Origin of the sequence: Mycobacterium kiyosense (assembly GCA_021654635.1) — a bacterium.
Classification (GTDB): Bacteria; Actinomycetota; Actinomycetes; order Mycobacteriales; family Mycobacteriaceae; genus Mycobacterium; species Mycobacterium kiyosense.
Window position 1 is genome coordinate 5,767,942 of the sequence record AP025179.1, and the last position, 24,014, is coordinate 5,791,955.

21 protein-coding genes and 1 pseudogene are annotated in these 24,014 nt (G+C 67.2%); 15 read left to right on the forward strand and 7 right to left on the reverse strand.

The annotated features are described in order from the left end of the window. Positions 1-191 precede the first annotated feature (191 nt). The gene (locus L6444_RS27115) at positions 192-959 is read right to left on the reverse strand and encodes a fructosamine kinase family protein (protein ID WP_236978342.1); all 768 of its coding nucleotides are present in this window, start codon (positions 957-959) and stop codon (positions 192-194) included. Positions 960-1,114: 155 nt separating this feature from the next. On the opposite strand from L6444_RS27115, the pseudogene L6444_RS27120 reads away from it, so the two are divergent. Next, a pseudogene (locus tag L6444_RS27120) lies at positions 1,115-5,168 on the forward strand (PE family protein). Between the two features lie 12 nt (positions 5,169-5,180). Here L6444_RS27120 and L6444_RS27125 read toward each other — a convergent pair. Beyond that, positions 5,181-6,833: an acyl-CoA synthetase gene (locus L6444_RS27125; protein ID WP_236978343.1), complete on the reverse strand. Its 1,653-nt coding sequence runs from the start codon at positions 6,831-6,833 to the stop codon at positions 5,181-5,183. A gap of 64 nt (positions 6,834-6,897) precedes the next feature. Here L6444_RS27125 and L6444_RS27130 point away from each other — a divergent pair, with 64 nt between their 5' ends. The 6 genes from L6444_RS27130 to L6444_RS27155 all read left to right on the forward strand — a co-directional run bounded on the left by L6444_RS27130 (position 6,898) and on the right by L6444_RS27155 (position 11,605). Continuing rightward, the gene (locus L6444_RS27130; RefSeq protein WP_255731075.1) at positions 6,898-7,707 is read left to right on the forward strand and encodes a crotonase/enoyl-CoA hydratase family protein; all 810 of its coding nucleotides are present in this window, start codon (positions 6,898-6,900) and stop codon (positions 7,705-7,707) included. A gap of 172 nt (positions 7,708-7,879) precedes the next feature. After that, positions 7,880-8,227, forward strand: a complete 348-nt coding sequence (locus tag L6444_RS27135; protein WP_236978344.1) for a hypothetical protein — start codon at positions 7,880-7,882, stop codon at positions 8,225-8,227. Positions 8,228-8,231: 4 nt separating this feature from the next. Continuing rightward, complete coding sequence (locus tag L6444_RS27140; protein ID WP_236978348.1) at positions 8,232-9,713, forward strand: DUF4185 domain-containing protein; 1,482 nt, start codon at positions 8,232-8,234, stop codon at positions 9,711-9,713. 23 nt (positions 9,714-9,736) lie between these two features. Continuing rightward, positions 9,737-9,928: a DUF4185 domain-containing protein gene (locus L6444_RS27145; protein WP_236978349.1), complete on the forward strand. Its 192-nt coding sequence runs from the start codon at positions 9,737-9,739 to the stop codon at positions 9,926-9,928. A gap of 31 nt (positions 9,929-9,959) precedes the next feature. Then, on the forward strand, positions 9,960-10,511 hold the full coding sequence (locus L6444_RS27150) for a hypothetical protein (RefSeq protein WP_236978350.1): 552 nt from the start codon (positions 9,960-9,962) through the stop codon (positions 10,509-10,511). Positions 10,512-11,188: 677 nt separating this feature from the next. Beyond that, the gene (locus L6444_RS27155) at positions 11,189-11,605 is read left to right on the forward strand and encodes an SUR7/PalI family protein (protein WP_236978351.1); all 417 of its coding nucleotides are present in this window, start codon (positions 11,189-11,191) and stop codon (positions 11,603-11,605) included. Between the two features lie 532 nt (positions 11,606-12,137). On the opposite strand, the gene L6444_RS27160 is transcribed toward L6444_RS27155, so the two are convergent. Next, entirely contained in the window at positions 12,138-13,358 is a 1,221-nt protein-coding gene (locus L6444_RS27160) for a cytochrome P450 (RefSeq protein ID WP_236978355.1), read from the reverse strand. A gap of 45 nt (positions 13,359-13,403) precedes the next feature. Here L6444_RS27160 and L6444_RS27165 point away from each other — a divergent pair, with 45 nt between their 5' ends. Beyond that, the gene (locus tag L6444_RS27165) at positions 13,404-14,114 is read left to right on the forward strand and encodes an acetoacetate decarboxylase family protein (protein WP_236978357.1); all 711 of its coding nucleotides are present in this window, start codon (positions 13,404-13,406) and stop codon (positions 14,112-14,114) included. 51 nt (positions 14,115-14,165) lie between these two features. Here the strand turns inward: L6444_RS27165 and L6444_RS27170 are convergent, their stop codons facing one another. After that, positions 14,166-15,197, reverse strand: a complete 1,032-nt coding sequence (locus L6444_RS27170) for an LLM class F420-dependent oxidoreductase (RefSeq protein ID WP_236978361.1) — start codon at positions 15,195-15,197, stop codon at positions 14,166-14,168. 58 nt (positions 15,198-15,255) lie between these two features. Here L6444_RS27170 and L6444_RS27175 point away from each other — a divergent pair, with 58 nt between their 5' ends. Genes L6444_RS27175 through L6444_RS27190 form a run of 4 tightly spaced genes read left to right on the forward strand, consistent with a single transcriptional unit; the run spans position 15,256 to position 19,399 of the window. After that, the gene (locus L6444_RS27175) at positions 15,256-16,248 is read left to right on the forward strand and encodes a Zn-ribbon domain-containing OB-fold protein (RefSeq protein ID WP_236978363.1); all 993 of its coding nucleotides are present in this window, start codon (positions 15,256-15,258) and stop codon (positions 16,246-16,248) included. A 15-nt stretch (positions 16,249-16,263) separates the two neighbouring features. Further along, a complete protein-coding gene (locus L6444_RS27180; protein ID WP_236978364.1) occupies positions 16,264-17,328 on the forward strand; it encodes a thiolase domain-containing protein in 1,065 nt (354 codons plus the stop codon). Beyond that, on the forward strand, positions 17,328-18,521 hold the full coding sequence (locus L6444_RS27185) for a thiolase domain-containing protein (RefSeq protein WP_236978365.1): 1,194 nt from the start codon (positions 17,328-17,330) through the stop codon (positions 18,519-18,521). Before L6444_RS27180 ends, L6444_RS27185 begins: the two co-directional genes overlap by 1 nt. After that, entirely contained in the window at positions 18,518-19,399 is an 882-nt protein-coding gene (locus L6444_RS27190; RefSeq protein ID WP_236978366.1) for a TIGR03619 family F420-dependent LLM class oxidoreductase, read from the forward strand. Before L6444_RS27185 ends, L6444_RS27190 begins: the two co-directional genes overlap by 4 nt. A 90-nt stretch (positions 19,400-19,489) precedes the next feature. Here the strand turns inward: L6444_RS27190 and L6444_RS27195 are convergent, their stop codons facing one another. The 3 genes from L6444_RS27195 to L6444_RS27205 all read right to left on the reverse strand — a co-directional run bounded on the left by L6444_RS27195 (position 19,490) and on the right by L6444_RS27205 (position 21,736). Next, a complete protein-coding gene (locus tag L6444_RS27195; RefSeq protein WP_236978367.1) occupies positions 19,490-19,774 on the reverse strand; it encodes a hypothetical protein in 285 nt (94 codons plus the stop codon). 114 nt (positions 19,775-19,888) lie between these two features. Then, positions 19,889-21,169 carry a glycosyltransferase 87 family protein gene (locus L6444_RS27200; protein ID WP_236978370.1) on the reverse strand — a complete coding sequence of 427 codons (1,281 nt, stop codon included), beginning with the start codon at positions 21,167-21,169 and terminating at the stop codon, positions 19,889-19,891. Between the two features lie 42 nt (positions 21,170-21,211). Next, positions 21,212-21,736 (reverse strand): gamma carbonic anhydrase family protein, encoded by a 525-nt coding sequence (locus tag L6444_RS27205; protein ID WP_236978371.1) that lies wholly within the window; start codon positions 21,734-21,736, stop codon positions 21,212-21,214. 128 nt (positions 21,737-21,864) lie between these two features. Between L6444_RS27205 and L6444_RS27210 the strand changes: the two genes are divergently transcribed. From L6444_RS27210 to L6444_RS27220, 3 genes are all read left to right on the forward strand, one after another. Next, positions 21,865-23,034, forward strand: coding sequence for a Rieske 2Fe-2S domain-containing protein (locus L6444_RS27210; RefSeq protein ID WP_236978372.1), 1,170 nt, complete (start codon positions 21,865-21,867; stop codon positions 23,032-23,034). A 5-nt stretch (positions 23,035-23,039) separates the two neighbouring features. Continuing rightward, on the forward strand, positions 23,040-23,486 hold the full coding sequence (locus L6444_RS27215; RefSeq protein WP_236978375.1) for a hypothetical protein: 447 nt from the start codon (positions 23,040-23,042) through the stop codon (positions 23,484-23,486). 189 nt (positions 23,487-23,675) lie between these two features. After that, entirely contained in the window at positions 23,676-24,008 is a 333-nt protein-coding gene (locus tag L6444_RS27220) for a DUF732 domain-containing protein (protein ID WP_236978377.1), read from the forward strand. The last annotated feature ends 6 nt before the right edge of the window (positions 24,009-24,014 follow it).

Here is a 24,014-nt window from a genome sequence, read left to right on the forward strand (position 1 = left end):
ACTTTAGCTCGCTGACGATGCGCGCCGCGGAGCGGCGTGAGAAGGAAGCGGGCCATCCAACACAACTCGCTGACGATGCGCGCCGCGGAGCGGCGTGAGAAGGAAGCGGGCCATCCAACACAACTCGCTGACGATGCGCGCCGCGGAGCGGCGTGAGGAGGAAGCGGGCCAGGCCGGCCCCGGCAACGACGTCAGGATTCGAACGCGGCACGCGCCGCCGCACGCGTCTGACCCAGGTACCCCGTCCCGAACAGCACCACGTGCGCCAGCAGCGGGAACAACTGGTGCAGCCCCGCCCGCTCCCGCCACCCGGCCCGCAGCGACCGCACTTCCTGGTAGCCGGCGATCACCGCCTCGTAGTGCGGGCAGCCGAACAACGCCAGCATCGCCAGGTCGGTCTCGCGGTGACCGGCGTGCGCGGCGGGATCGATGAGCACCACCCCGTCGCGTGTCCACATCACATTGCCGCTCCACAGATCCCCGTGCAACCGGGCCGGCCGGTCGTCGTCGTCGAAGTCGCCTGCGCGACAACGTTTTACGACGCTCTCGACAGCGTCGCGGGTTGCTCCGTCGAGTCGCGAGCCGGCCAGCTCGGTCATCGGGACCAGCCGCTCGTCGGCGTAGAACTGCCCCCAGCGCTGGTGTCGTCGCAGCGACATCGGCAACGGTTGCGACAGCGGCCCGAAGAACCCCGGCCCGTCCCAGCCGTCGGGTCCGGCGCCGAACGCCGCGGCTCCGGCGTCGTGGGTGACGGCCAACCGGTTGCCGAACACCCGCGCCGTATCGATGCCCGGGCGCACCGATTCAAGTCGTTGCAGCGTCAGGCTGGTCGGCCCCACCGACACCACCCGCGCACACGGCACGCCGCCGTCGACGTCGGCGAGCCAGCGCAACCCGGCGGCCTCCCACGCGAAGAACCCGTCGGGTGCGTCGGCCCGGCCCTTGACGAAGTCGCTCACGACGCGACTGTAGACACCGGCTCCGGGTTCAGCCCGACGGCCCGGCTCGGCTTCCGGAAAACGCCACGCGCACAGCGCAATTGCGATAGATTTCAAATTAGTTGACGTTGACGTTAATTCTAGAATGATCCTCCAATATTCGTCGGAGTCGCGTGATGTCGTTCCTATTCGCCTCGCCCGCTGTGATCGCCGCCGCGACCGAAGACCTGACCGAGATCTGGTCGGCCCTGCACCAGGCGAACGCTGTTGCCGCACGTTCCACCACCAACCTGGCCGCAGCGGCCGCCGACGAGGTATCGGCGCAGATCGCCGCGCTGTTCGGTGCGCACGGCAGCGCCTACCAAGCGGTCAGCGCGCAGGCGGCCGCCTTCCACCAGCAATTCACCGGCGCGATCAGCGCCGCGGCCGCGGCCTACTCGAGCACCGAGTCCGCGTCGGCCGCCGCCATCGCCCAGCCCGCCATCTTCGGGCGACCCCTGTTCGGCAACGGCGCCGACGCCACCACCCCCGGCGGCAACGGCGGCGACGGCGGCTGGTTGTTGGGCAACGGCGGTAACGGCGCGGCCGGCGCCGCGGGACAGGCCGGCGGCAACGGCGGGTCGGCGGGGTTGTTGGGCCGTGGCGGCGCCGGCGGCACCGGCGGCGCGGGCAGTAGCGGCGGTGCGGGTGGCAACGGCGGCTGGCTACTCGGCGTCGGCGGCGCGCACGGGCGGCTCCGGCGGCGGCACCGGCGGTGCCGGAGGCAACGGCGGGCTGCTCTGGGGCGGTGGCGGCGCCGGGGGTACCGGTGGAACGGGAGGTGGCACCGGCGGGGCCGGCGGACGCGCGGAATGGCTGTTCGGTGCCGGCGGTGCCGGCGGGCGGGCGGCGCCGGCGACCCGGGGATCGACGGCGGCGGCACCGGCGGCGGCGGCGGGCACGGCGGGACCGGCGGCGCTGGTGGCCTGCTGGCCCGCGGCGGTGCCGGCGGCGCAGGAGGCATCGGTGGCACCGGCGGCACCGGCGCTACCGGCTCCGCGGGCGGCACCGGCGGAATCGGCGGCGACGGCGGAGCCGGTGGCCACGGCGCGCTGCTGCTGGGCCCGGGCGGGCACGGCGGAGCGGCCGGCGCGGGCGGCACCGGCGGCGTCGGGGAACCGGCGCGGACGGCGCACTCGCCGGGCTTGGCGGTATCGGGGGCAGCGGCGGCACGGGCGGTCAGGGCGGTGTGTCCGGCCACGCCGGTGCCGGCGGGCCGCCGGCGGGTTGTTCGGTGTCGCCGGCCATGCGGGCAGCACCGGCACCGGCGGCACCGGCGGCACGGGCGGCGCCGGCGGGACCGGACTGCAGGGCACGAACTCCGGAACCGGGCTGGTAGGCGGTGACGGCTTCGCCGGCGGGCGGGGCGGTCAAGGCGGCCAAGGCGGCAACGCGGTCGACGGTGGAATCAACGGCTCGGGCGGCACCGGCGGTAACGGTGGCGGGGGCGGCAAGGGTGGGTCGGGCGGCGCAGCCGCGGCCGGCAGCAACGGGGCGACAGGCGGAAGCGGCGGCGCGGGTGGCGATGCCGGACTCGGTGGCGCGGCCGGCACCGGCGGCCAGGGCGGCGCCGTCGGCAACGCCGGCACCGGCGGCACCGGAGGCCGCGGCGGAGACGGAGGCACCGGCAGTAACGGCACCGACGCCGCCGCCGGCTCCGGCGCCCCGGGCAATGCCGGGTTCGCCGGCGGTGCCGGCGGACAGGGCGGGGCGGGTGGCAACACCGGCACCGGCGGCACCAACGGCACCGGTGGGCAGGGCGGCACCGGCGGGCAGGGTGGCACCGGCGGCACCGGCGGGTCGGGTGCCACCAACCCCAGCGGTATCGGCCACGACGGTGGCGCCGGCGGCACCGGCGGAGACGCCGGCCAGGGCGGCGCGGGCGGAGCCGTCGGCAGTGGCGGGCACGGCGGTGCCGATGGTGCCCACGGCGACGCCGGTACCGGCGGTACCGGCGGAACCGGCGGCACGGGCGGGACCGGCGGCAACGGCACCACCGGGGCGTCGAATACCGGAGCCGACGGCACCGACGGTTTCGCCGGCGGCAAGGGCGGCAGAGGCGGCCAGGGCGGCAATTCCGGCGCCGGCGGCACCAACGGCAGCGGCGGCCACGGCGGTCTGGGCGGTGGCGGCGGCTACGGCGGCAACGGCGGATCCGGGTTCGCCAACGACACCGGCGTCGGGGGTGACGGTGGTAAAGGAGGCGCCGGCGGCGATGCGGGCGCGGGCGGGGCCGGTGGCGACGCCGGCAGCGGCGGAACCGGCGGCACTACCGGCGCCCAGGGACAACTCGGGTCCGGGGGTAACGGCGGCAAGGGCGGCAACGGTGGTGGCGGCGGGCCCGGCGGCAAGTCGACCAGCACGCCGGGCGCGTCGGGTGCCGCCGGCTTCGCCGGCGGCAACGGTGGCCAAGGGGGCGCCGGCGGCGCGGGCGGCGGTAACGGTGGCGCCGGCGGCAACGGCGGGCAAGGGGGCGACGGTGTCCGCGGCAACGACGGCGGCGCCCTCGGTCAGGCCGGCGGTGACGGTGGTGGCGGCGGTAGAGGAGGCAACGCCGGTGCCGGTGGCGCGGCCGGTGCCGGCGGCGGTAAGGGCGGCGACGGTGGCATGGGAGGCAGGGGCGGCGCGGGCGCCCGAGCCGGGGCCGGCACCACCGACGGTGCCCGGGGCGGCGACGGCGGCGACGGCGGCCGCGGCGGCAACGCCGGAGCCGGCGGCGACGCAGGCGTGGACGGCACCGCCGGCAACGTGGGCCAGGGCGGTCTCGGCGGAAATGGCGGCAATGGTGGCCAGGGTGCCACCGGTGCGCGCGGCGCCGACAGCACCGACGGCAGCACCGGCGGCACCGGAGGCACCGGCGGCCAGGGCGGCAACGGAGGGAACGGCGGCAAGGGCGGTGACGGCGTCGACGGTGTCGGCGGGGGCACCGGAGGCGACGGCGGGAAGGCCGGCAACGGCGGCCAAGGCGGGGTAGGCGGAACCAGCACCGGCGCCGCTGCGCACACCACCGGCGGCGACGGCGGCCGGGGAGGGATCGGCGGGAACGGCGGAAACGGCGGCCTGGCCGGTGCGGGCGGCGACGGCGGCGGCGCAGACGGCAACCCGGGCACCGTCGGCAACGGCGGAACCGGCGGGCAAGGCGGCTCGGGCGGTACCGGCGGCAAGGGCGTCAATCCCCCGCAGATACACATCGACAATGCCGTCGACGGCGCCGACGGCAAACCCGGCATCCCCTGGGGTACGGACGGTGCAGACGGCGTAAATGGCGTGACGACCGGCCAAAAAGGTGGCAACGGCGGCGACGGCGGCACCGGCACCAGCGGCAACATGATCGTCGCCAAGGGCGGCGCCGGTGGCGACGGCGGCAATGGCGGCACCGGCGCGAACGGCGGCAACGGTGGGCGCGGCGGCGACGCCGACCGCACCGTCAACAACAACTTCCCCAGCCAGGGCGGCCACGGTGGTGACGGCGGTACCGGGGGCGACGGCGGCAACGGCGGAAACGGTGGCGACGGCGGAGAAGTGCTCAGTCCGAACGCCTTTGATGTCGACTTCTACTACCACGCAGGCGACGGTGGCAACGGCGGAGCGGGAGGCATCGGCGGCAACGGCGGCAACGGCGGCAACGGTGGCCTTAGCTACAGCGCGTACGAGCCAGGTGGTAACGGTGGAACCGGTGGCCGCGGCGGCGACGCCGGCGGACTGAACAGCACCGGCGGCACCGGCGGCAACGGCGGCACGGGCGGCGCGGGCGGCAATGCCGGCACGATTGGCGATCTGACCGGCGCGGTCGGTGGCAAAGGCGGCCTGGGGGGCGAGGGCGGCACCGGCGGGGTAGGCGCGGCCGGCGGCGACGGCGGCAGTGGCGGCAACGGCGGTCCCGCCGCATCGAATGCCGCCAGCGGTAACGGCGGCAACGGCGGAAACGGCGGACACGGCGCCGACGGCGGGCAGGGCGGCAACGGTGGGCAGGGCGGGGCCGGCGGCTTCGGACCCACCGGTCAGGCCGCCGGCGGCTCGGGCGGCGATGCGGGCTTCGGTGGCCTCGGCGGAGCGGGCGGCGACGGAGGTGACCGTGGCGCCCCGGGCACCGCCGCCAATCCCGCCAATGTGGGTGAGTACGGAGTTGACGGCGTCGACGGCACCGCCGGGAACACCGGCGCCCGGGGCACGGTGGGCGCCCCGGGCTAGCAGCCGGCTATGTCAGGCGGTCACGTGTGCGGCGTGCACGTCGTCGGCCGGCCGGGCCTCGGTCTGCTCCTTGGCCCAGCGGTAGTCCGGCTTGCCGGCCGGTGAGCGCTTCACCTCGTCGACGAACCAAAGACTGCGCGGCACTTTGTATCCCGCGATCTCCGAGCGCACGAACCGGTCCAGCTCGGCCAGCGACGGGCGTGCTCCCTCCCGGGCCTGCACCACAGCCGCGACGTGCTGTCCGTAGCGCGGGTCGGGGACCCCGACCACCAACGCGTCGAACACGTCGGGATGGCCCTTGAGCGCCGCCTCTACCTCTTCGGGGTAGATCTTCTCACCGCCGCTGTTGATCGACACCGAGCCGCGGCCCAGCATGGTGACGCTGCCGTCCTCTTCGACCAGTGCGTAGTCACCGGGGATCGCGTAGCGCACTCCGTTGATGGTCTTGAACGTCTCGGCGGTCTTCTTCTCGTCTTTGTAGTAGCCGACCGGAATGTTGCCCTTTTTGGCGATGAAGCCGCGCTTACCGCTGCCGGGCTTGACCTCGTTGCCGTCTTCGTCGAGGACGACGGTGCGGTGGTCGATGGTGACGCGGGGTCCCCCACTGGGCGGGGAATCCTTTGTGACGATGCTGGTGCCGCCGAATCCGGTCTCGGATGCCCCGATCGAGTCGGTGATGACCCGGTTCGGCAGCAGCTCGAGGAATTTCTCCTTGATGCTCGGCGAGAACAGCGCGGCGGTGCTGGCGAGCAGGAACAGCGACGACAGGTCGTACTCGTTGCCGGCGTCCTGATGGGCCAGCAGAGCGTCCAGCAGCGGGCGGGCCATCGCGTCACCGGTGAAGAACAGCAGGTTCACCTTGTGCGTGTGGATGGTGCGCCACACCTCGTCGGCGTTGAATTCCGGTGCCAGCACGGTGGTTTGGCCGCTGAAGATCGACATCCAGGTGGCCGATTGGGTGGCGCCGTGGATCATCGGCGGGATCGGGTAGCGGACCATCGGCGGGTTGGCGGCCGCGGCCTTGGCGAGGTCGTACTCGTCTTTGATGAATTCGCCTGTGGCGAAGTCGGTTCCGCCGAACAGCACCCGGTAGATGTCCTCGTGGCGCCACATCACGCCCTTCGGGAAGCCCGTCGTGCCACCGGTGTAGAGCAGGTAGATGTCGTCGGCGCTGCGCTCGTCGAAGTCCCGCTCCGGGGAGCCCTCGGCGATCGCTTCGTAGAACTCGACGCCGCCGTAGCGCCGGTAGTCCTTGTCGGAGCCGTCCTCGACCACCAGGATCGTCTTGACGTTGGGGGTGTCCGGCAACACGTTGGCGACCCGGTCGGAGTACTGGCGCTCATGTACCAGCGCCACCATGTCGGAGTTCTCGAACAGGTAACGCAGTTCGCCCTCGACATAGCGGAAGTTGACGTTGACCAGGATGGCGCCCGCTTTGATGATGCCAAGCATCGCGATCACGATCTCGATGCGGTTGCGGCAGTACAGGCCCACCTTGTCGCCTTTTTGCACCCCGTGGTCGAGCAGGTAGTGCCCGAGGCGGTTGGACTTCTCTTCCAGTTGGGCGTAGGTCAACTGCTCGTCACCGCAGATGAGGGCTACACGGTCGGGCACAGCGTCGATGGCGTGCTCGGCGAGGTCAGCAATATTCAGAGCCACGGCCACCAAATTAGAACGTGTTACATTTCTTGACAAGCTGACTCCCCCTGACGCGCGAAAGGCGGTTGTAGTGTCTGAGACGCCAGCAAACGAATCTGGACCGGACGCACTGGTCGAGCAGCGTGGTCATACCCTGATCGTGACGATGAACCGACCGCATCGCCGCAACGCGCTGAGCACCGAAATGATGCAGATCATGGTCGAGGCGTGGGACCGCGTCGACAACGACCCCGACATCCGCGTCTGCGTTCTGACCGGCGCCGGTGGCTACTTTTGCGCTGGGATGGACCTCAAGACGGCAACCGCGAAGCCGCCGGGCGACTCGTTCAAGGACGGCAGCTACGACCCGTCACGGATCGATGCCCTTTTGAAGGGCCGGCGGCTGACGAAACCGTTGATCGCGGCCGTCGAGGGCCCCGCGATCGCCGGTGGCACCGAGATTCTGCAGGGCACCGATATCCGGGTGGCGGGCGAGAGCGCCAAGTTCGGCATTTCCGAGGCGAAGTGGAGTCTGTATCCGATGGGCGGATCCGCGGTGCGCCTGGTCCGCCAGATCCCCTATACGGTGGCGTGCGACCTGCTGCTGACCGGACGACACATCACCGCCACCGAGGCCAAGGAGATCGGGCTGATCGGCCACGTCGTGCCCGACGGTCAGGCGCTGACCAAGGCGTTGGAGATCGCCGAGGTGATCTCCAACAACGGGCCGTTGGCGGTCCAGGCGATCCTGAAGACCATCCGCGAGACCGAGGGCATGCACGAGAACGAGGCGTTCAAGCCCGACACCGCTAACGGTATCCCGGTGTTCTTGTCCGAGGACGCCAAGGAGGGGCCCCGGGCGTTCGCCGAGAAGCGAGCGCCGCAGTTCAAGATGCGCTAAAGCCCTCCCCCGGTGCCGAAACCGCCACACATCGCAGCGCGCGATCAGCGTCATCGACCGTGCGCCGCGCAGTGCTGCTGAATAGACCGGCCCTTTTTGCGATGCACGCCGGTAGGATTTCTTGGCATCAGTTAGCTGTCGGCTAGCTGCGGGGGAAGGAGCGGGGCAGCCGATGACTCTCAGGGTCACTCCGAGCGAGTTGCGTTCGGGCGCAAGCAAACTCGACGCCGAGAAGGCGGTGATCGCCGGGATTGTCGTGCCCGATGAGACAGCCGCAAAAGCAGGGCTGGAAGGTTTCGAGACCGCCGGCAAGCTCAGCGCGGCTAATGATGCGGTGAAGTCAGCGTTGAAAATCGTGGGGGGACGCGACGAAATCATGGCGAATCTGTTTCGCAACACGGGCAACGCGTACGAGCTGTCAGACTTGACCCTGGGGGGCACCGTGAAGCCGCCGTGGATGTCTGAGCAGGTCGCCGCCGGCTTGACCGGTATGGGCGATATGAACCTGTCCCGCAAGTAGCGCCATGGGTCGCCCGCAGAAGAGTCAGGTGTTCAAGGCCAACGTCAACGCCCTGGGGAATATCGCCCAGCCGCTGCGCGATGCCGCGAAAACCCTGGCCTCCTCCGGCGAAAGGGTCCACACGACGGTCCAGGAGTTCGACTGGGAGGGAGCGGCCCGCGAATCGGCCGTAGCCCGCTCAGATCGTGAGCTGACCCAGAACCGTATCGTTGCCGCCGACCTGGACGCGTTGGCCGATGCCTACGAGAACGGCAAGAAGACCATGGGGCCGATGATTGACGGCCTGAAATCCAAGGCCCGGGGCTTGGAAGGGAACCACTTCGAGGTTTCCGAAAACTGGGATGTCAAAGACACCTACGACTACGCCGCTGCTCGGAAACTCGCCACAATGATGGACCCCGCCGACACGGCGGGCCTACAAGAGCAGATCACCCAGCTACAGAACCGGCGAGCAAACGAGGCCGCCACCGAGGGCGGGAACCTAGGGCGATTGGCCGACGAGTTAGGCGTAGCCGACACCAACACCGCCACCGCCATCAGCAACGCAGTCGCCGCGCTGGGCGGAGCGAACGGACCGAAGCTGGCACCCCCGCCGCTGGCACCTGGTCAAGTCGCCAATCGCGGCGCTGTCGCCGGCACCGACAACCCAGGCGCCATTCCGGGCATCAGGGCTGCTGATCTCGGCGAAGTCATCCAGCTCCCCAACGGCAAATACGTGGCCATATTCGGAGATTCCTACGCCAACCCCGGGGTCGGTGGTGAAGGCAACCCGCACTACTCCTCGGTGGCGGTACCCGTCACTTTCGACGAACAGGGACGACCACATTTCGGGTCCCCGTTGAATGGGACAACGCTCAATCCGGGCTTACCCAACGAGGTGCAGGGTTCGAGCCCGTTGTTCCCGTTGCCGCAAGCAGCCATCAAGGCAGGAGCCAACAACACCCTGCCGGCAGGCAGCATCACTACCCGCGACGGACGCACCTACATGATGGTCGTGGGCACCAACACCACCGCCGCCGACCCACTCAAACCCGTGGGTTCCTGGCTGGTCGAAGTCAACAACAACCCGGCCGGAGGGTGGCGCGCAGTCGAGACCGACGGCCACGGCCACCCCCTGGACACCTACCGGTCCACCGGATCAAGCAGCGCACCCACCCAAATCAGCGGCTTCCAAGGAAGCGACGGCAACGTTTACATCGCGGCCGATAACTTCGACCGCAACAGCGGCGTCAGCGTGTACCGCGTGGATCCCGAACACATCGCCGACCGCGGCGCCTGGCAGCCCTACAAACCCCGCCAACAACTCCTGGGGAACCGCAGGGCAACCAGCCACCGCCACGATCACCCCGCCCAATCAGAAATGGGGGAGAAATCAGCTTCCGCGAAATCGACGGCAAAGCCGTCCTTGCTGGAGCAAACTTTCGCAACGGTCAACCGGAGAATTTCACCGTCGAGGTTCACGTCGGTGACAGCCCTACCAGCGTAGTACGGTCTAGCCCTATCGTGGTGATGAGCAACGCCCCTGGATCCCCCAACAACGTCCCAGCCCCCTACGGCGGCTACATCCTGCCAGGATCAACCCTGAACAACGTTGGAATCTTCGGTAGTCAGTGGTGGGGACCCAAAGACGCATTGGGCAATCCGCTCCCTGTGCACTACGACGTGCAGGACATCCGAGTGAATACGCCCGAACAACGATGACCGATGCTTCCAGGAGCTATAGGACAGCCCGATGATTCGCCTCATAACGGCACTCTTGCTCACCCTCGCGGGGCTGGCTTCGGCGTGCACAGCCACCGCCGACACACCCACACCCACCACCGAGCCCAGATTTGCGGATGCCGCACGGTTCCCCAACATGGACAGTTACACGGCAGCAAACCCCGACAACTACAAGACTGAATACGAAACCCCAGGCCGACCCGGTGCCAAGATGACCAGATACGGCTTCACCACACCAGACGGGATCGAGTGCGGCTTCGAACAAAGTCCGTCAGCAGGCTGTACCGGAATCCATTTCCCTTCGATGCCCCGAGCACTATGTGATCCATCGAATCAAAAATTCGCATTGTACGGGATAAGTACTAATAGCGGATTGCAACAATACGGCGACAGCAAGTGCGATGCGCCACCCGCCGCGAAGGTATTGCCGCCATTCCACACCCTCACGGTGTACGGCGTGACATGCGGCGTCGATGACAAGGGAACGACGGCCTGCAAAGACCCGCAAGGACAGGCTTTCGTGTTGTCACCGACGTGGTCCGGCTGGATTCCGAAAGTCTGAACATGTCAGACAATGCAGCGGACTGGCAGGCGGGCGAGCTGGACGTGATGCGTGCCTTGACTGATTTCGGCGGCCGACCCCCGTTACTGCCCACGCGCGCGAGCAGATCGAGCAGAACTGTGAACGCCGAATCTAGCCACCGTTGGGGCTCTCTGTCGTACGTCTACGCAACCCACCCGACGGCGACCGCGAAATCGACGGCAAACCTTTCGGGTAACAACTTCAAGACAACCACGCGAAATGAATTCCGACTTTCGAAGTTCACGTCGGTGATAGCCCCGCCTGCGTCGTACCGCCTAACACCACCATGGTGATGAGTAACGCGCCCCTGGATCTCCCAACAGCGTCCCAGCCCTTGAGGCGGCTATATCCTGCCAGGATCAACCCTGGACAATCTTGGCCTTTTTGGCAGCCAATGGTTCCAACCAAAAAAGATCACCAAGGCAACCCCATCGGACCCGTGCACTACGACGTACAGGACATCCGTGTGAACACCCAATCAGCACAGCGATGACCTACATTTCCCCGATCCACAGGACGATTTGATGATTCGTCTCATAACGGCACTGCTGTTCTCCACCACCGCAGGGCTAGCCTCGGCGTGCACGGCCACCGCAGACACACCTACACCCACCACCGACCCATCCAAATCACCCGAAGCCGCCAGATTCCCAGACATGAGCAACTACACCCCAGCCAACCCCGACGACTACATGTGGCAAACCGAAAACCCCGGACGACCCAACAAGTTGACTACCTACGGTTTTCGAACCCCTGATGGTGTCGAATGCACTTTCGGGCAGTCATCGTCTGCAAGCTGCGTAGGCAACAGGCTTCCGTCCATACCCCCGGTATGTGATCCGCCAAAACGAAATTACGGCGCGAATGAGATCAGCACAGACATCGGGTTACGAGAGGTTGGAATGCCCTGCGATGACACCTCGCTCAGCAACGTGTTGCCGCCATTCCACACATTGACGGTGTTTGGCGTGACGTGTGGTGTCGATGACAAAGGAACGACCGCCTGCAAAGACCCGCAAGGACGGGGTTTTGTGTTGTCACCGACGTGGTCTGGCTGGATCCCCAAGATCTGATCATGTCGGACATCCCGCATCTACACCCGTTGATGCAGGAAGCTCTGCGCTCAGGCACGGTGCCGTCGCGGGAAGAGCTGGCCCGCGCGTTGGGTAAGCGGGTCGAGGACATCCCTGACCTCGACACCGGAGACGAGGAAGACACCGCAGAGCTGGAGGACCCGGCTGCTGAGGAGTTCCGTGCCCGCTACCACCACATGGTGGCGCAGCAAATCGCGGACTGGCACGCCGCCGAGCAGGAACGTGAGGTGCGTGCATTAACCGATTCGGCGACCGACCCATTCCTGCCCACGTGCGAGAGCAGATCGAGCAGGACTGTCAACGCCGAATCCAGCAAGCGTGGCGCACTTTCTTGCATCAGCGCAACCAACCCGACGACGACCCCGACGGTGAAGGCGGTAGCCCTGCCTCATGGATGCAGTCGGTCCTGTAGAAACACACCCTGGTCACGTAGGCGGCCCCTTGGGCGATGCCGGGTCGGCGGGCTGACGATCAAATGCGCTGGCGCCGGACCTCTGCGCGTGTCCCGAACCTACGACAACACCGGCGCGCTCGGCGTGAACACCACCGGCATCGACTCCAGCCCACTCACGAAGTTCGCCGGCCGCAGCGGCAACGCCGACTCGTCGGCCAACCGCAGATCCGGCAGCCGCCGCAACACCCGTTCGGTCATCATCGACAGCTCCAGCCGGGCCAGCTGATTGCCCATGCAGAAGTGCGTTCCGAAGCCAAAGGCCAAGTGCGAGTTAGGGTTCCGCCGGATATCGAATACCTCTGGCTGATCGAACTGCGACTCGTCGAAGTTCGCCGACTCGAACAGCAGCATGATCTTCTCCCCGGCCTTCAGCGAGGTGCCGTGGAATTCGGCGTCAGCCGTCAACGTCCGGCACATGTTCTTCACCGGCGAGGTCCAGCGCAGCATCTCCTCGATCGCACCCGGCAGCAACGACGGGTCGGCCACCAGCTCCGCAAACTGCGCACGGTTGCGCACCAGCTGTTCGGTGCCGCCGCTCAGCGTGTGCCGGGTGGTCTCGTCGCCGCCGATCAGGATCAGCAGCGTCTCCATGACGATCTCGTCGTCCGACATCCGCTGGCCCTCGACCTCGGCGTTGATCAGGATCGAGTAGAGGTCGTCGGTGGGCTCGGCGCGACGCTTGCCGATCAGGTCCATGGTGAACGCGGTGTATCCGGCGAACGCCTCCATCACCGTCTGGAATTCCACGGACGTCGGGTCGATGTGCGACGAGAGCCCGCACACCAGGTCGTCGGACCACTTCAGCAGCATCTCCCGGTCCGAGGGCAGCACCCCGAGCATGTCGCCGATCACTGCCATCGGCAGCGGCGCGGCGATGTCGCGGACGAAGTCGCACTCGCCGCGTTCGCACACCGCGTCGATCAGCGTGTCGCACAGTTCGCCGATCGCGGCTTCCTTGTCCTTGACCCGCTTACGGGTGAAGCCCGCGTTGACCAGCTTGCGCCGCACCAGGTGCGCCGGATCGTCCATGTCGATCATGTACGGCATGCCCGGCTGGTCGGGCCGGATTCCGCCGGTGCTGGAGAACAGCTCCGGATTGCGTTCGGCATCGAGGATGGCCTGATACGTTGTCGCGCCGGCCAATCCGTTGCGGTCACGAAAGATGGGCTGATTCAACCGCATCCAGCGATACGCCTCCCGCGCCCCGACTCCGTCGGCATAGAAGTTGCCGTCGGCCAGGTCGATGTTCAGGATCGTCTCAGGGATAGTCGAAGTCATCTACAGCCTCCAGTTTTCTGCCTCGAGCCCATTACAGTAAGCCCCATGTCTGTCTCGCAACACACCATCGCCGGCACGGTCCTCACCATGCCGGTGGTCATCCGCAAAGCCGACCAGCACTCCGCGATGTTCTCGGTCGACGCCAAAGCCGCGCAGCGGCTGATCGACTACAGCGGCCTGCAGGTCTTCGAATACCTGCCCGGTCGGGCGATCCTGCTGCAACTGCTGGTCCGCTACATCGACGGCGATCTGGGCCGCTACCACGAGTACGGCACGGCGTTCCTGGTGAACCGGCCGGGCACCCACGCCAAGGGTTTTCGCGCGATGGCCGATGCGGCGACGTTCATCCACCGTCTGCCGGTCGATCAGGAATTCACCCTCGAGGCCGGCCGCACCATCTGGGGCTACCCGAAGATCATGGCGGACTTCAACGTTCAGGAGGGCCGCAAGTTCGACTTCGACGTCAGCGCCGACGGCCAGTTGATCGCCGGGATCGAATTCAGCCCCGGCCTGCCGCACCCGGCGATGAAGGCGCAGACCCTGACGACGTATTCGCATTTGGACGGCGTCACCCGGGAGACGTCCTCGACGATGACGACGACGGGCGCCCGAACCCGACTCGGCGGCGCCCGCATCAGGCTGGGCGACCACCCTTACGGCAGGGAGCTGGCGTCGCTGGGCCTGCCCAAGCGGGCCTTGATGACGCAGTCGGTCGCCAACGTGGAGATGTCGTTCGACGACGCGCGTCCCCTGTGAGCCCACCGGGCCAATCTAGAACGTGTTCTAACGAAGCCGCAAGCCGCCCCGTCAGGTCAGCGCGGCGAGGTCGCGTACCTGCTCAACGCTGCGGGCGCCGACCACCATCATGGTGACGCCGGCCGCCTCCCAGACTTCGATTTGCTTACGCACGTAGTCCAGGTCGCCGACGATCATGGCGTCGTCGACGAGTTCGTCGGGGATCACCTTCGCCGCTTCGTCCTTGCGGTCGGACCGGAAGAGTTTGGTGACCTCGTCGACCACCTCGGCGTAGCCCATCCGGCGGTAGACGTCGGCGTGGAAGTTGGTGTCCTCGGCACCCATGCCGCCCATGTACAACGCCAGGAACGGCTTGACCGCGGCGAACGTCCCGGGCCGGTCGTCGGTCACCACCACCTGCGCCGTCGCGCAGATCTCGAAGTCCTCTCGCGAGCGCCGGGCACCCGGCCGGGCGAACCCCTCGTCCAGCCATTCGTTGTAGGTGTCGGCCATCCGCGGCGAATAGAAGATGGGTAGCCAGCCATCGCAGATCTCGGCGGCCAGCGCGACGTTCTTGGGCCCCTCGGCGCCCAGCATGATCGGGATGTCGGCACGCAACGGGTGTGTGATCGGCTTCAACGACTTGCCCAAACCCGTTGTGCCCGCACCGGTCAACGGCAGCGGGTAGTGCGGGCCGGCACTGGTGACCGGAGCCGAGCGGGCCCACACCTGGCGCACGATGTCGATGTACTCGCGGGTGCGGGCCAGCGGCTTGGGGAACTTGGCTCCGTACCAGCCTTCGACCACCTGCGGCCCGGACACGCCGAGCCCCAGGATGTGCCGCCCACCGGAGAGGTGGTCCAACGTCAGCGCGGCCATCGCACACGCCGTCGGGGTACGCGCGGACAGCTGCACCACCGAGGTGCCCAGTCGTACCCGCTTCGTCTCCCGCCCCCACCAGGCGAGCGGCGTGTAGGCGTCCGACCCCCACGCCTCGGCGGTGAAGATCGCATCGAATCCGGCCTCTTCGGCTGCGGCGACAAGTTCCGCGTGGTTCTCCGGCGGCCGGGCGCCCCAATATCCGAGTTGCAGACCGAGCTTCATCGATGTCTCTCCCAGACCAGTGTTGAAACGATTCTTAGAACCTGTTCTACTCGAAGGCGTGACAGCCAGTTCGAGCGGCCCAGCCCTGATCGATCACCCTGAGCCGCCCCTCTCCGCGCCGTTGACATTGTCCTTCGACTACACCCGTTCGGTGGGTCCCACGCTAGGGAAGTTCTTCACCGCACTGCGTGATCGCCGCGTTCTGGGAGTACGCGGTTCCGATGGCCGGGTGCACGTGCCGCCACCGGAATATGACCCGGTCACCTACGAGCCGCTGGGCGAAATGGTACCGGTGGCCAGCGTCGGGACCGTGGTGTCCTGGACCTGGCAGCCCGAGCCGCTCGGCGGTGAGCCGCTGGACCGCCCGTTCGCCTGGGCACTGATCAAACTCGACGGCGCCGACACCCCCCTGATCCACGCGGTCGACGCGAAGACGCCGGACCAGATCAAGACCGGCGACCGGGTGCGCGTGCACTGGGCCGACGAGACGGTGGGCGCGATCACCGACATCGCCTACTTCGTGCCTGGCGACGAGGAAGAGCCGGTCGAACCGGCCTCCTCCGATAAAGACCCGGTCACCATGATCGTCACCCCGGTCTCGCTGACCATCCAGCACACCGCCTCGCACGAGGAGAGCGCTTACCTGCGGGCGATCGCGCAGGGCAAGCTGATCGGGGCCAGGACCGGCGAATCCGGAAAGGTGTACTTCCCGCCGCATGGCGCCGACCCGGCCACCGGCCTGCCCACCACCGAATTCGTCGAACTGCCCGACAAAGGCACGGTGACGACGTTCGCCATCATCAACATCCCGTTCCAGGGCCAGCGCATCAAACCGCCGTACGTGGCGGCCTACGTGCTGCTCGACGGCGCCGACATCCCGTTCCTGCACCTGGTCGCCGACGTCGACGCGCACGAGGTCCGGATGGGCATGCGGGTGGAGGCGGTCTGGAAACCCCGCGAGGAGTGGGGATTCGGCATCGACAACATCGAGTACTTCCGGCCCACCGGCGAACCGGACGCCGACTACGACACCTACAAGCACCACCTGTAAAGGGCTCAACCACACATGAGTGATCGCAACGTTGCGGTGGTCGGCTTTGCCCACGCTCCGCATGTCCGCCGCACCGACGGCACCACCAACGGTGTCGAGATGCTGATGCCGTGCTTCGCCCAGCTCTACCAGGACCTGGGCATCACCAAGTCCGACATCGGCTTCTGGTGCTCGGGTTCCTCGGATTACCTTGCCGGACGGGCCTTTTCGTTCATCTCGGCGATCGACTCGATCGGTGCCATGCCGCCGATCAACGAGTCGCACGTCGAGATGGATGCGGCCTGGGCGCTGTACGAGGCTTACATCAAGATCCTCACCGGCGAGGTGCAGACCGCGCTGGTGTACGGATTCGGCAAGTCCTCGGCGGGAATCCTGCGCCAGATCCTGACCCGGCAGACCGACCCCTACACCGTCGCGCCGCTGTGGCCGGACTCGGTGTCGTTGGCCGGCCTGCAGGCTCGGGTCGGTTTGGACTCCGGTAAGTGGACCGCCGAGCAGATGGCGCAGGTCGCTCTCGACTCGTTCGCCCAATCGGAGCGCAACGACTCGGTGCAGCCGGCCGAGAGCATCGACGAGCTGCTCTCGCGGCCGTTCTTCAACGACCCACTGCGACGGCACGACATCGCCCCGATCACCGACGGCGCCGCGGCGATCGTGCTGGCCGCCGGTGACCGGGCTCGCGAGCTGCGCGAAAACCCGGCCTGGATAACGGGAATCGAGCATCGGATCGAGACGCCCGCGCTCGGGCTGCGCAGCGACCTGACGGTGTCGGCGTCCACCGCGGCGTCGGCCAAAGCGGCCAAGAACGGCAACGACGCGATCGAGGTCGCCGAGATCCACGCCCCGTTCACCCACCAGCATCTGATCCTGACCGAGGCGATCGGGTTGACCGACAGCACCAAAGTGAATCCGTCCGGCGGCGCGCTGGCCGCGAACCCGATGTTCGTCGCCGGGCTGGAACGTATCGGCTTTGCGGCACAACACATCTGGAACGGCTCGGCGGGGCGGGTGCTGGCGCACGCCACCAGTGGGCCTGCGCTGCAACAGAATCTGGTCGCGGTCATGGAAGGACAGAACTGATGGCCGGCGCAGGAGCCAACCTGGCCGCGGTGCTGGGCACCGGGCAGACCAAGTACGTCGCCAAGCGCAAGGACGTGTCGATGAACGGCCTGGTGCGCGAGGCCATCGACCGCGCACTGGAAGACTCGGGGTCCACCTTCGACGATATCGACGCGGTCGTGGTGGGCAAGGCGCCCGACTTCTTCGAGGGCGTGATGATGCCCGAGCTGTTCATGTCCGACGCGATGGGCGCCACCGGCAAGCCGCTGATCCGGGTGCACACCGCTGGCTCGGTCGGCGGTTCCACCGCGATCGTGGCGGCCAGCCTGGTGCAGTCGGGCAAGTACCGCCGCGTGCTGGCGATGGCGTGGGAGAAGCAGTCGGAGTCGAATGCCATGTGGGCGTTGTCGATTCCGATCCCGTTCATCAAGCCGGTCGGTGCCGGTGCGGGCGGATACTTCGCGCCGCACGTGCGGTCCTACATCCGCCGGTCCGGGGCGCCCAATCACATCGGCGCCATGGTGGCGGTCAAGGACCGGCTGAACGGGGCGCGTAACCCGTTGGCGCATCTGCACCAGCCCGACATCACCGTCGAGAAGGTGATGCAATCCCCCATGCTGTGGGACCCGATCCGTTACGACGAGACTTGCCCGTCCTCCGACGGCGCCGCGGCCGTGGTGATCGGCAACGAGGAGAGCGCCGATGCGCGGCTGGCGCAGGGACATCCGGTGGCCTGGATCCACGCCACCGCGCTGCGCACCGAGCCGCTGCAGTTCTCCGGTCGCGACCAGGTGAACCCGCAAGCCAGCCGGGACGCTGCCGCCGCGTTGTGGAAGGGCGCCGGGATCACCAGCCCCATCGACGAGATCGACGCCGCCGAGATCTATGTGCCGTTCTCCTGGTTCGAGCCGATGTGGTTGGAGAGCCTGGGTTTCGCCCCGGAGGGCGAAGGCTGGAAGCTCACCGAGGCCGGCGAGACGGCGATCGGCGGACGGCTTCCGGTGAACCCGTCCGGCGGGGTGCTCTCGTCCAACCCGATCGGCGCCTCCGGCCTGATCCGCTTCGCCGAAGCCGCGATTCAGGTGATGGACAAGGGCGGCGACCACCAGGTGCCGAATGTGCGAAAGGCGTTGGGCCACGCCTACGGTGGCGGCGCCCAGTACTACTCGATGTGGGTGGTCGGTAAGGACAAACCGCAGCGGACCGGCGAATGAAGTACACCTGCAGCATCGCGATGGGTCAGATCGACCAGCTGATCGAACTGGCCAAGACCGCCGAAGAGGTCGGGTTCGACTCGATCGCGCTGCCGGATTCGATCTTCTATTTCGAGAAGCAGTCCGTCGACTACCCCTATACCGCGGACGGTAAGCGGATGTTCGACGAGAACACGCCCTGGGTGGACCCGCTGATCCTGGCGGGCGCGATGGGCGCGGTCACCACCAAGCTGCGGTTCTACACCAACGTGATGAAGCTGGGGTCGCGCAACCCGTTGTTGGTGGCCCGACAGGTGGGTTCGGTGGCCAACCTGACCAACAACCGGTTCGGCTTCGGGGTCGGGATCGGCTGGGCGCCCGAGGAATTCGAGTGGTGCGGGGTGCCTTATCAGCGCCGCGGCAAGCGCGTCGACGAGATGATCGAGGTCATCAAGCTGGTACTGGCCGGCGGCATGGTCGAATTCCACGGCGAGTTCTACGATTTCGACCGGCTGCAGATGAGCCCGGCGCCCAGCGAGCCGGTGCCGTTCTACGTGGGCGGCCACACCGACGTGGCGCTGCGCAGAGCGGCCCGCGTGGGCGACGGCTGGACCAGCGCGATGATGACGCATGCCGAGCTGGCCGAGACGATCACCAAGCTCAACGAGCTGCGCGCCGAATACGGCCGCGCGGAAAAGCCTTTCGAGTTCCAGGCGGTGTGCATCGACAAGTTCGGGCTGGACGGACATCGCGAGCTCGCCGAGATCGGGGTGACCGACTACATCACCGTGCCCTGGATTTTCGACGGTCACGGCTTCGACGCGCCGCTGGACAAGAAGCAGGATTCGTTGAAGCGCTTCGCCGACAACTACATTCATTCCGGTTGGCAGGACAAGTGAGCAAGGTCGACGACGAAGGCCGAATGCTGGCGCTGCGCGCCTATTGGGAGCTGGATAAGGCCACCGCCTCCGCGCGGCGGATGTAATCCCTCAGTACCCGCGCGTATTGGCGACTTCCGCACCGTCGACCCTGACGACATAGTGTGCCGGCCGCAGGCCGCCGAACATCTGCGGACGCACTTTCTCGATCTCTACCGTGTGCCCGCGGTGGGAAACTCGCCAGGTCTTGAGCGTTTTCATGCTGAAGTACGTGGCGGGGTTGAAAGGGCTTGACACCGAAGTTTTCTGGGAGTCGACGATCACGGATGCGCTTCCGGTGATCGGACTCCGACGGAACTGCGCCGCGCTCCCGCCGACCTGAAAGTTGATCTCCATGGCTCCCTCCGGGGGTCGGGTTCATCGAAACGCCGTTGCACGAGGAGCCGCGCTTGACGTCTCAGCACGGTCGCATGCGGTACTTGACGGATTCTTGAAGCAGGCCGCCCCTCTTCAGGCCTTCATTTCCGGCACGGGTTTGCGCGCGCGCACCGCGAACAAAACCAGCAAAACCAGCGCGGTCATGCCCCAGACGCTGCCCAGCAGATGCTGCCCGGCACTCCACAGGCGTTCGCGGTCGTCGCTGTTCGGCAGGTGCGCCCACGGCGCCCACAGCGAGATGCCCGCGACCAGCACCCCGGCAACTACGTCGGATGCCGCCCCCACCGCGGCCCAGCGCACCAGGAAGTACACCGCAGCCGCCGGCAGCCACACCCAGTGGTGACCCCAGGACACCGGCGAGCACAGCAACCCGATGAACGCGGCGGACAGCAGCGCGGCGACCGTGTCGCCGCGCCGCCGGTTGACCTCGATCGCCGTCACGGCCAGCGCCAGCACCAGCACCGTCGCCACCATCCAGACCGCGCCGTGCACGGAATCGAGCTTCGGCAGGCGCTCGAGGATTCCGCGCACCGACTGGTTCGAGGAGTAGGCCAGCCCGCCGATCCTGGCCGGGTCGAACGCGGTCGAGGTCAGGTAGCGCACTGTGTCGGCGGGCAGCACAAGCCAGCCGACCAGCACCGCAAGCACCGTCGTCACCACCGAGACGACCAGCGGCCGCCACGCCCGGGTCACCAGGAAATAGCCGACGAAGACGGCGGGCGTCAGCTTGATCGCGACCGCGATGCCGACCAGCAGGCCCCGCGGCCACGGCACCCGCGGCGGCAGAATGTCCAGGGCGACCGCGGCCGCCAGCAGCAGGTTGACCTGGCCGTAGGTCATGTTGTGCTCCACCGGCACGCTCAGGGTGAACACGATCGCGGCGATCACCAGCACGACCGCGGTCTTGACCGAGACAGCCCCGGTCAGCGCGTGCCGGCTGCGCAGTCGGTCCCAATTTCCTTGCGTCGCAACAACGATCAGCGTGAACAGCAGCAACGCGGCGGAGGTGTTGAACAACAGCATCAGGGTCTTGGCGACACCGACCGGGACGATCGCCAGCGGCACGAAGACCACGGCGGCGAACGGCGGATAGGTGAACGACAGTCCGTTCGGCGACTGGTTGGCCGCGGCGAAGTCGGCCGCGTAGATCGAGTGGCCGTGCAGCACCGCGTGACCACCGGCGCGGTACACCAGCAGGTCGATCAGGTCGGTGTAGCTGCGCGCCCACAGCAGATATCCGACGAACAACCAGGCGAACACCGCGGCCACCACCGCCAGCGTCACCAGTGTCAACCTGCGCCCGGCTCGGGTCTCGGGTGAGCTCTGGGTCGCGCTGTCCTCGATAATCTGCAACGTCCAATCGGTTGTCGACGCCGCTGCGGCGTCGGCGTAACCCTAAACCGGTTTCAACCCGGCGATGTGCCGCTGTGCCAGATCACGATAAGCCTGCGGGTTGACGTTGACCCACATTTCGGCGCCGGTTCCCTCAATGGGCCCCTTGACCTTTGCCGGGGTGCCGGTCACCAGCATCCCCGGCGGTACCTGGGTGCCCCCGACGACCAGCGACCCCGCTGCCACCATGCAGCGAGCGCCGATCACGGCGCCGTCCAGCACCGTGGCATGGTTGGCGATCAGGGCCTCCGAGCCGATGTGGGCGCCGTGAATGACGCACAGGTGTGCGACCGTGGCGCCAGGACCGATGTCGACGGGGATACCGGGCGGCGCGTGCAGCACCGACCCATCCTGGACGTTCGCGCCCTCGCGAACGACTACCGGCGCATAGTCACCGCGCAGTACCGCGTTGAACCAGACCGACGCGCCCGCTTCGACGGTGACGTCACCGATCAGGGTCGCCGTCGGGGCCACGAACGCGGTGGGATCGACCTTCGGCGCGCGACCCTCGAAACTGAACAGCGGCATGTTCTAGATATACCGTAGCCATATACCGCACCATGCATATGCCGTGGTTAGGGTCACCGTCGTTGCGCTCTCCCGCCCCAAAACTGTAACGTGTTCTAGTTAGCAGCCCAATCTGGAGGTGACAGCGGATGACTACCGACACAAGCGACGTCGGCGTCCGGGAGATCGATGCCGGCGACCTGCCGACCCGCTACGCGCGCGGCTGGCACTGCCTGGGCGTCGCGAAGGACTTTCAGGACGGCAAACCGCATTCGGTTCAGGCGTTCGGCACCAAGCTGGTGGTGTTCGCCGACTCACAGGGCGACATCAAGGTTCTCGACGGCTACTGCCGGCACATGGGCGGCGACCTGTCCATGGGCACCGTCAAGGGCGACGAGGTGGCCTGCCCGTTCCATGACTGGCGCTGGGGCGGCGACGGTCGCTGCAAGCTGGTGCCGTATGCCAAGCGCACCCCCAAGCGGGCCCGCACCCGGGCCTGGACCACCGACGTGCGCGGTGGCCTGCTGTTCGTCTGGCACGACCACGAGGGCAATCCGCCCGACCCGGCAGTCCGCATTCCCGAGATTCCCGAGGCGCACAGCGACGAGTGGACCGAGTGGCGGTGGAACCGCATCCTCATCGAGGGATCCAACTGCCGCGACATCATCGACAACGTCACCGACATGGCGCACTTCTTCTACATCCATTTCGGGTTGCCGACGTACTTCAAGAACGTCTTCGAGGGTCACATCGCCTCGCAGTACCTGCACAATGTGGGCCGGCCCGACGTCGACGACCTGGGCACGTCTTACGGTGAGGCGCACCTGGATTCGGAGGCGTCCTACTTCGGACCGTCGTTCATGATCAACTGGCTGCACAACAGCTACGGCGGTTACAAGGCCGAGTCGATCCTGATCAACTGCCACTACCCGGTCACGCAGGATTCGTTCGTGCTGCAGTGGGGTGTGATCGTCGAAAAGCCCAAGGGCATGGACGAAAAGATGACCGACAAGCTGTCGCGGGTGTTCACCGAGGGGGTCAGCAAGGGCTTCCTGCAGGACGTGGAGATCTGGAAGCACAAGACCCGGATCGACAACCCGCTGCTGGTCGAGGAGGACGGCGCCGTCTACCAGATGCGCCGCTGGTATCAGCAGTTCTACGTCGACGTCGCCGATATCACCCCAGAAATGGTGGAGCGCTATGAGATCGAGGTCGACACCTCCCGCGCCAACGAGTTCTGGAACGCCGAGGTGGCCGAGAACATGAAGGCCAGGGAGGCCGAAGCGGTGTCCGACGAAGTTCCCGCCGAGCAGCACTAGTCGCCATGGCTGACGATCGTCCGGAGGTGCCCGACGTCGATCGCCTGGCGCGGTCGATGCTGCTGCTGCACGGCGATCAGCACGACCACGACGAGGAGCCCACCAGCAACGACGGGTCCGGATCGTGGTCGAAGTCAAGGGATTTCAGCAATGATCCACAGCGCGCCGCGTCGGTGGCCGAAGCCAGCCGCGCCGACCGGGAACGCTACCTGACCGCGGGTCTGCAGCCGGTGGACTGCCGGTTCTGCCACGTCACGGTGAACGTGCGGCGGCTCGGGCCGGGGCACACGGCGGTGCAGTGGAATACCGAGGCATCGCAGCGGTGTGCTCACTTCGCGCAGGTGCGTGCCGCCGGCGGTGACACGGCGCGAACCAGATCGTGCCCGCGGCTGTCCGACAGCATCGAGCACGCGGTGGCCGAAGGCTACCTCGACCGCAGCGCGGAAGACTGACAGCGAAGCCGAGTCTGCGAGCACCGGACAATCGTCGGTGAACTCTGTCTACATTTCATGTGAACTTCTCCGGCGAGCAGTGTGATGCCCGTAGTAGAGGGTTACCCATCCGCTACGCGATGCTGCGTCGTTGCAGCGCAACAGCACCAAAGCGCAACAACACCAAAGCTTTTTCAGGAGGTATCTCTCATGCGGAAGCGCCTTCTCATAGCCGTGGCGTTCGGGTTGCTCGGACCCCTGGCGTCGGTCTCGGCCGCTCACGCCGACGCCAACGATGCCAAATTCCTCTCTACGCTGCGCTCTGAGGGCATCACCGACCACGTACCGGACGACTACGCGATCCAGGCAGCTCATGCCGTCTGTGACAACCTGGACAGCGGCAAGTCGCCCAAGGAGATGGCGGCTGAAATGGTCGACAAGGCTGGGATGACCGCCTACCACGCCGGCTACTTCGTCGGGGCCAGCATCGACGATTACTGCCCGAAGCACCTACCCGAACTCTTGGGCAAGAAGTCCAGCTGACGTGCC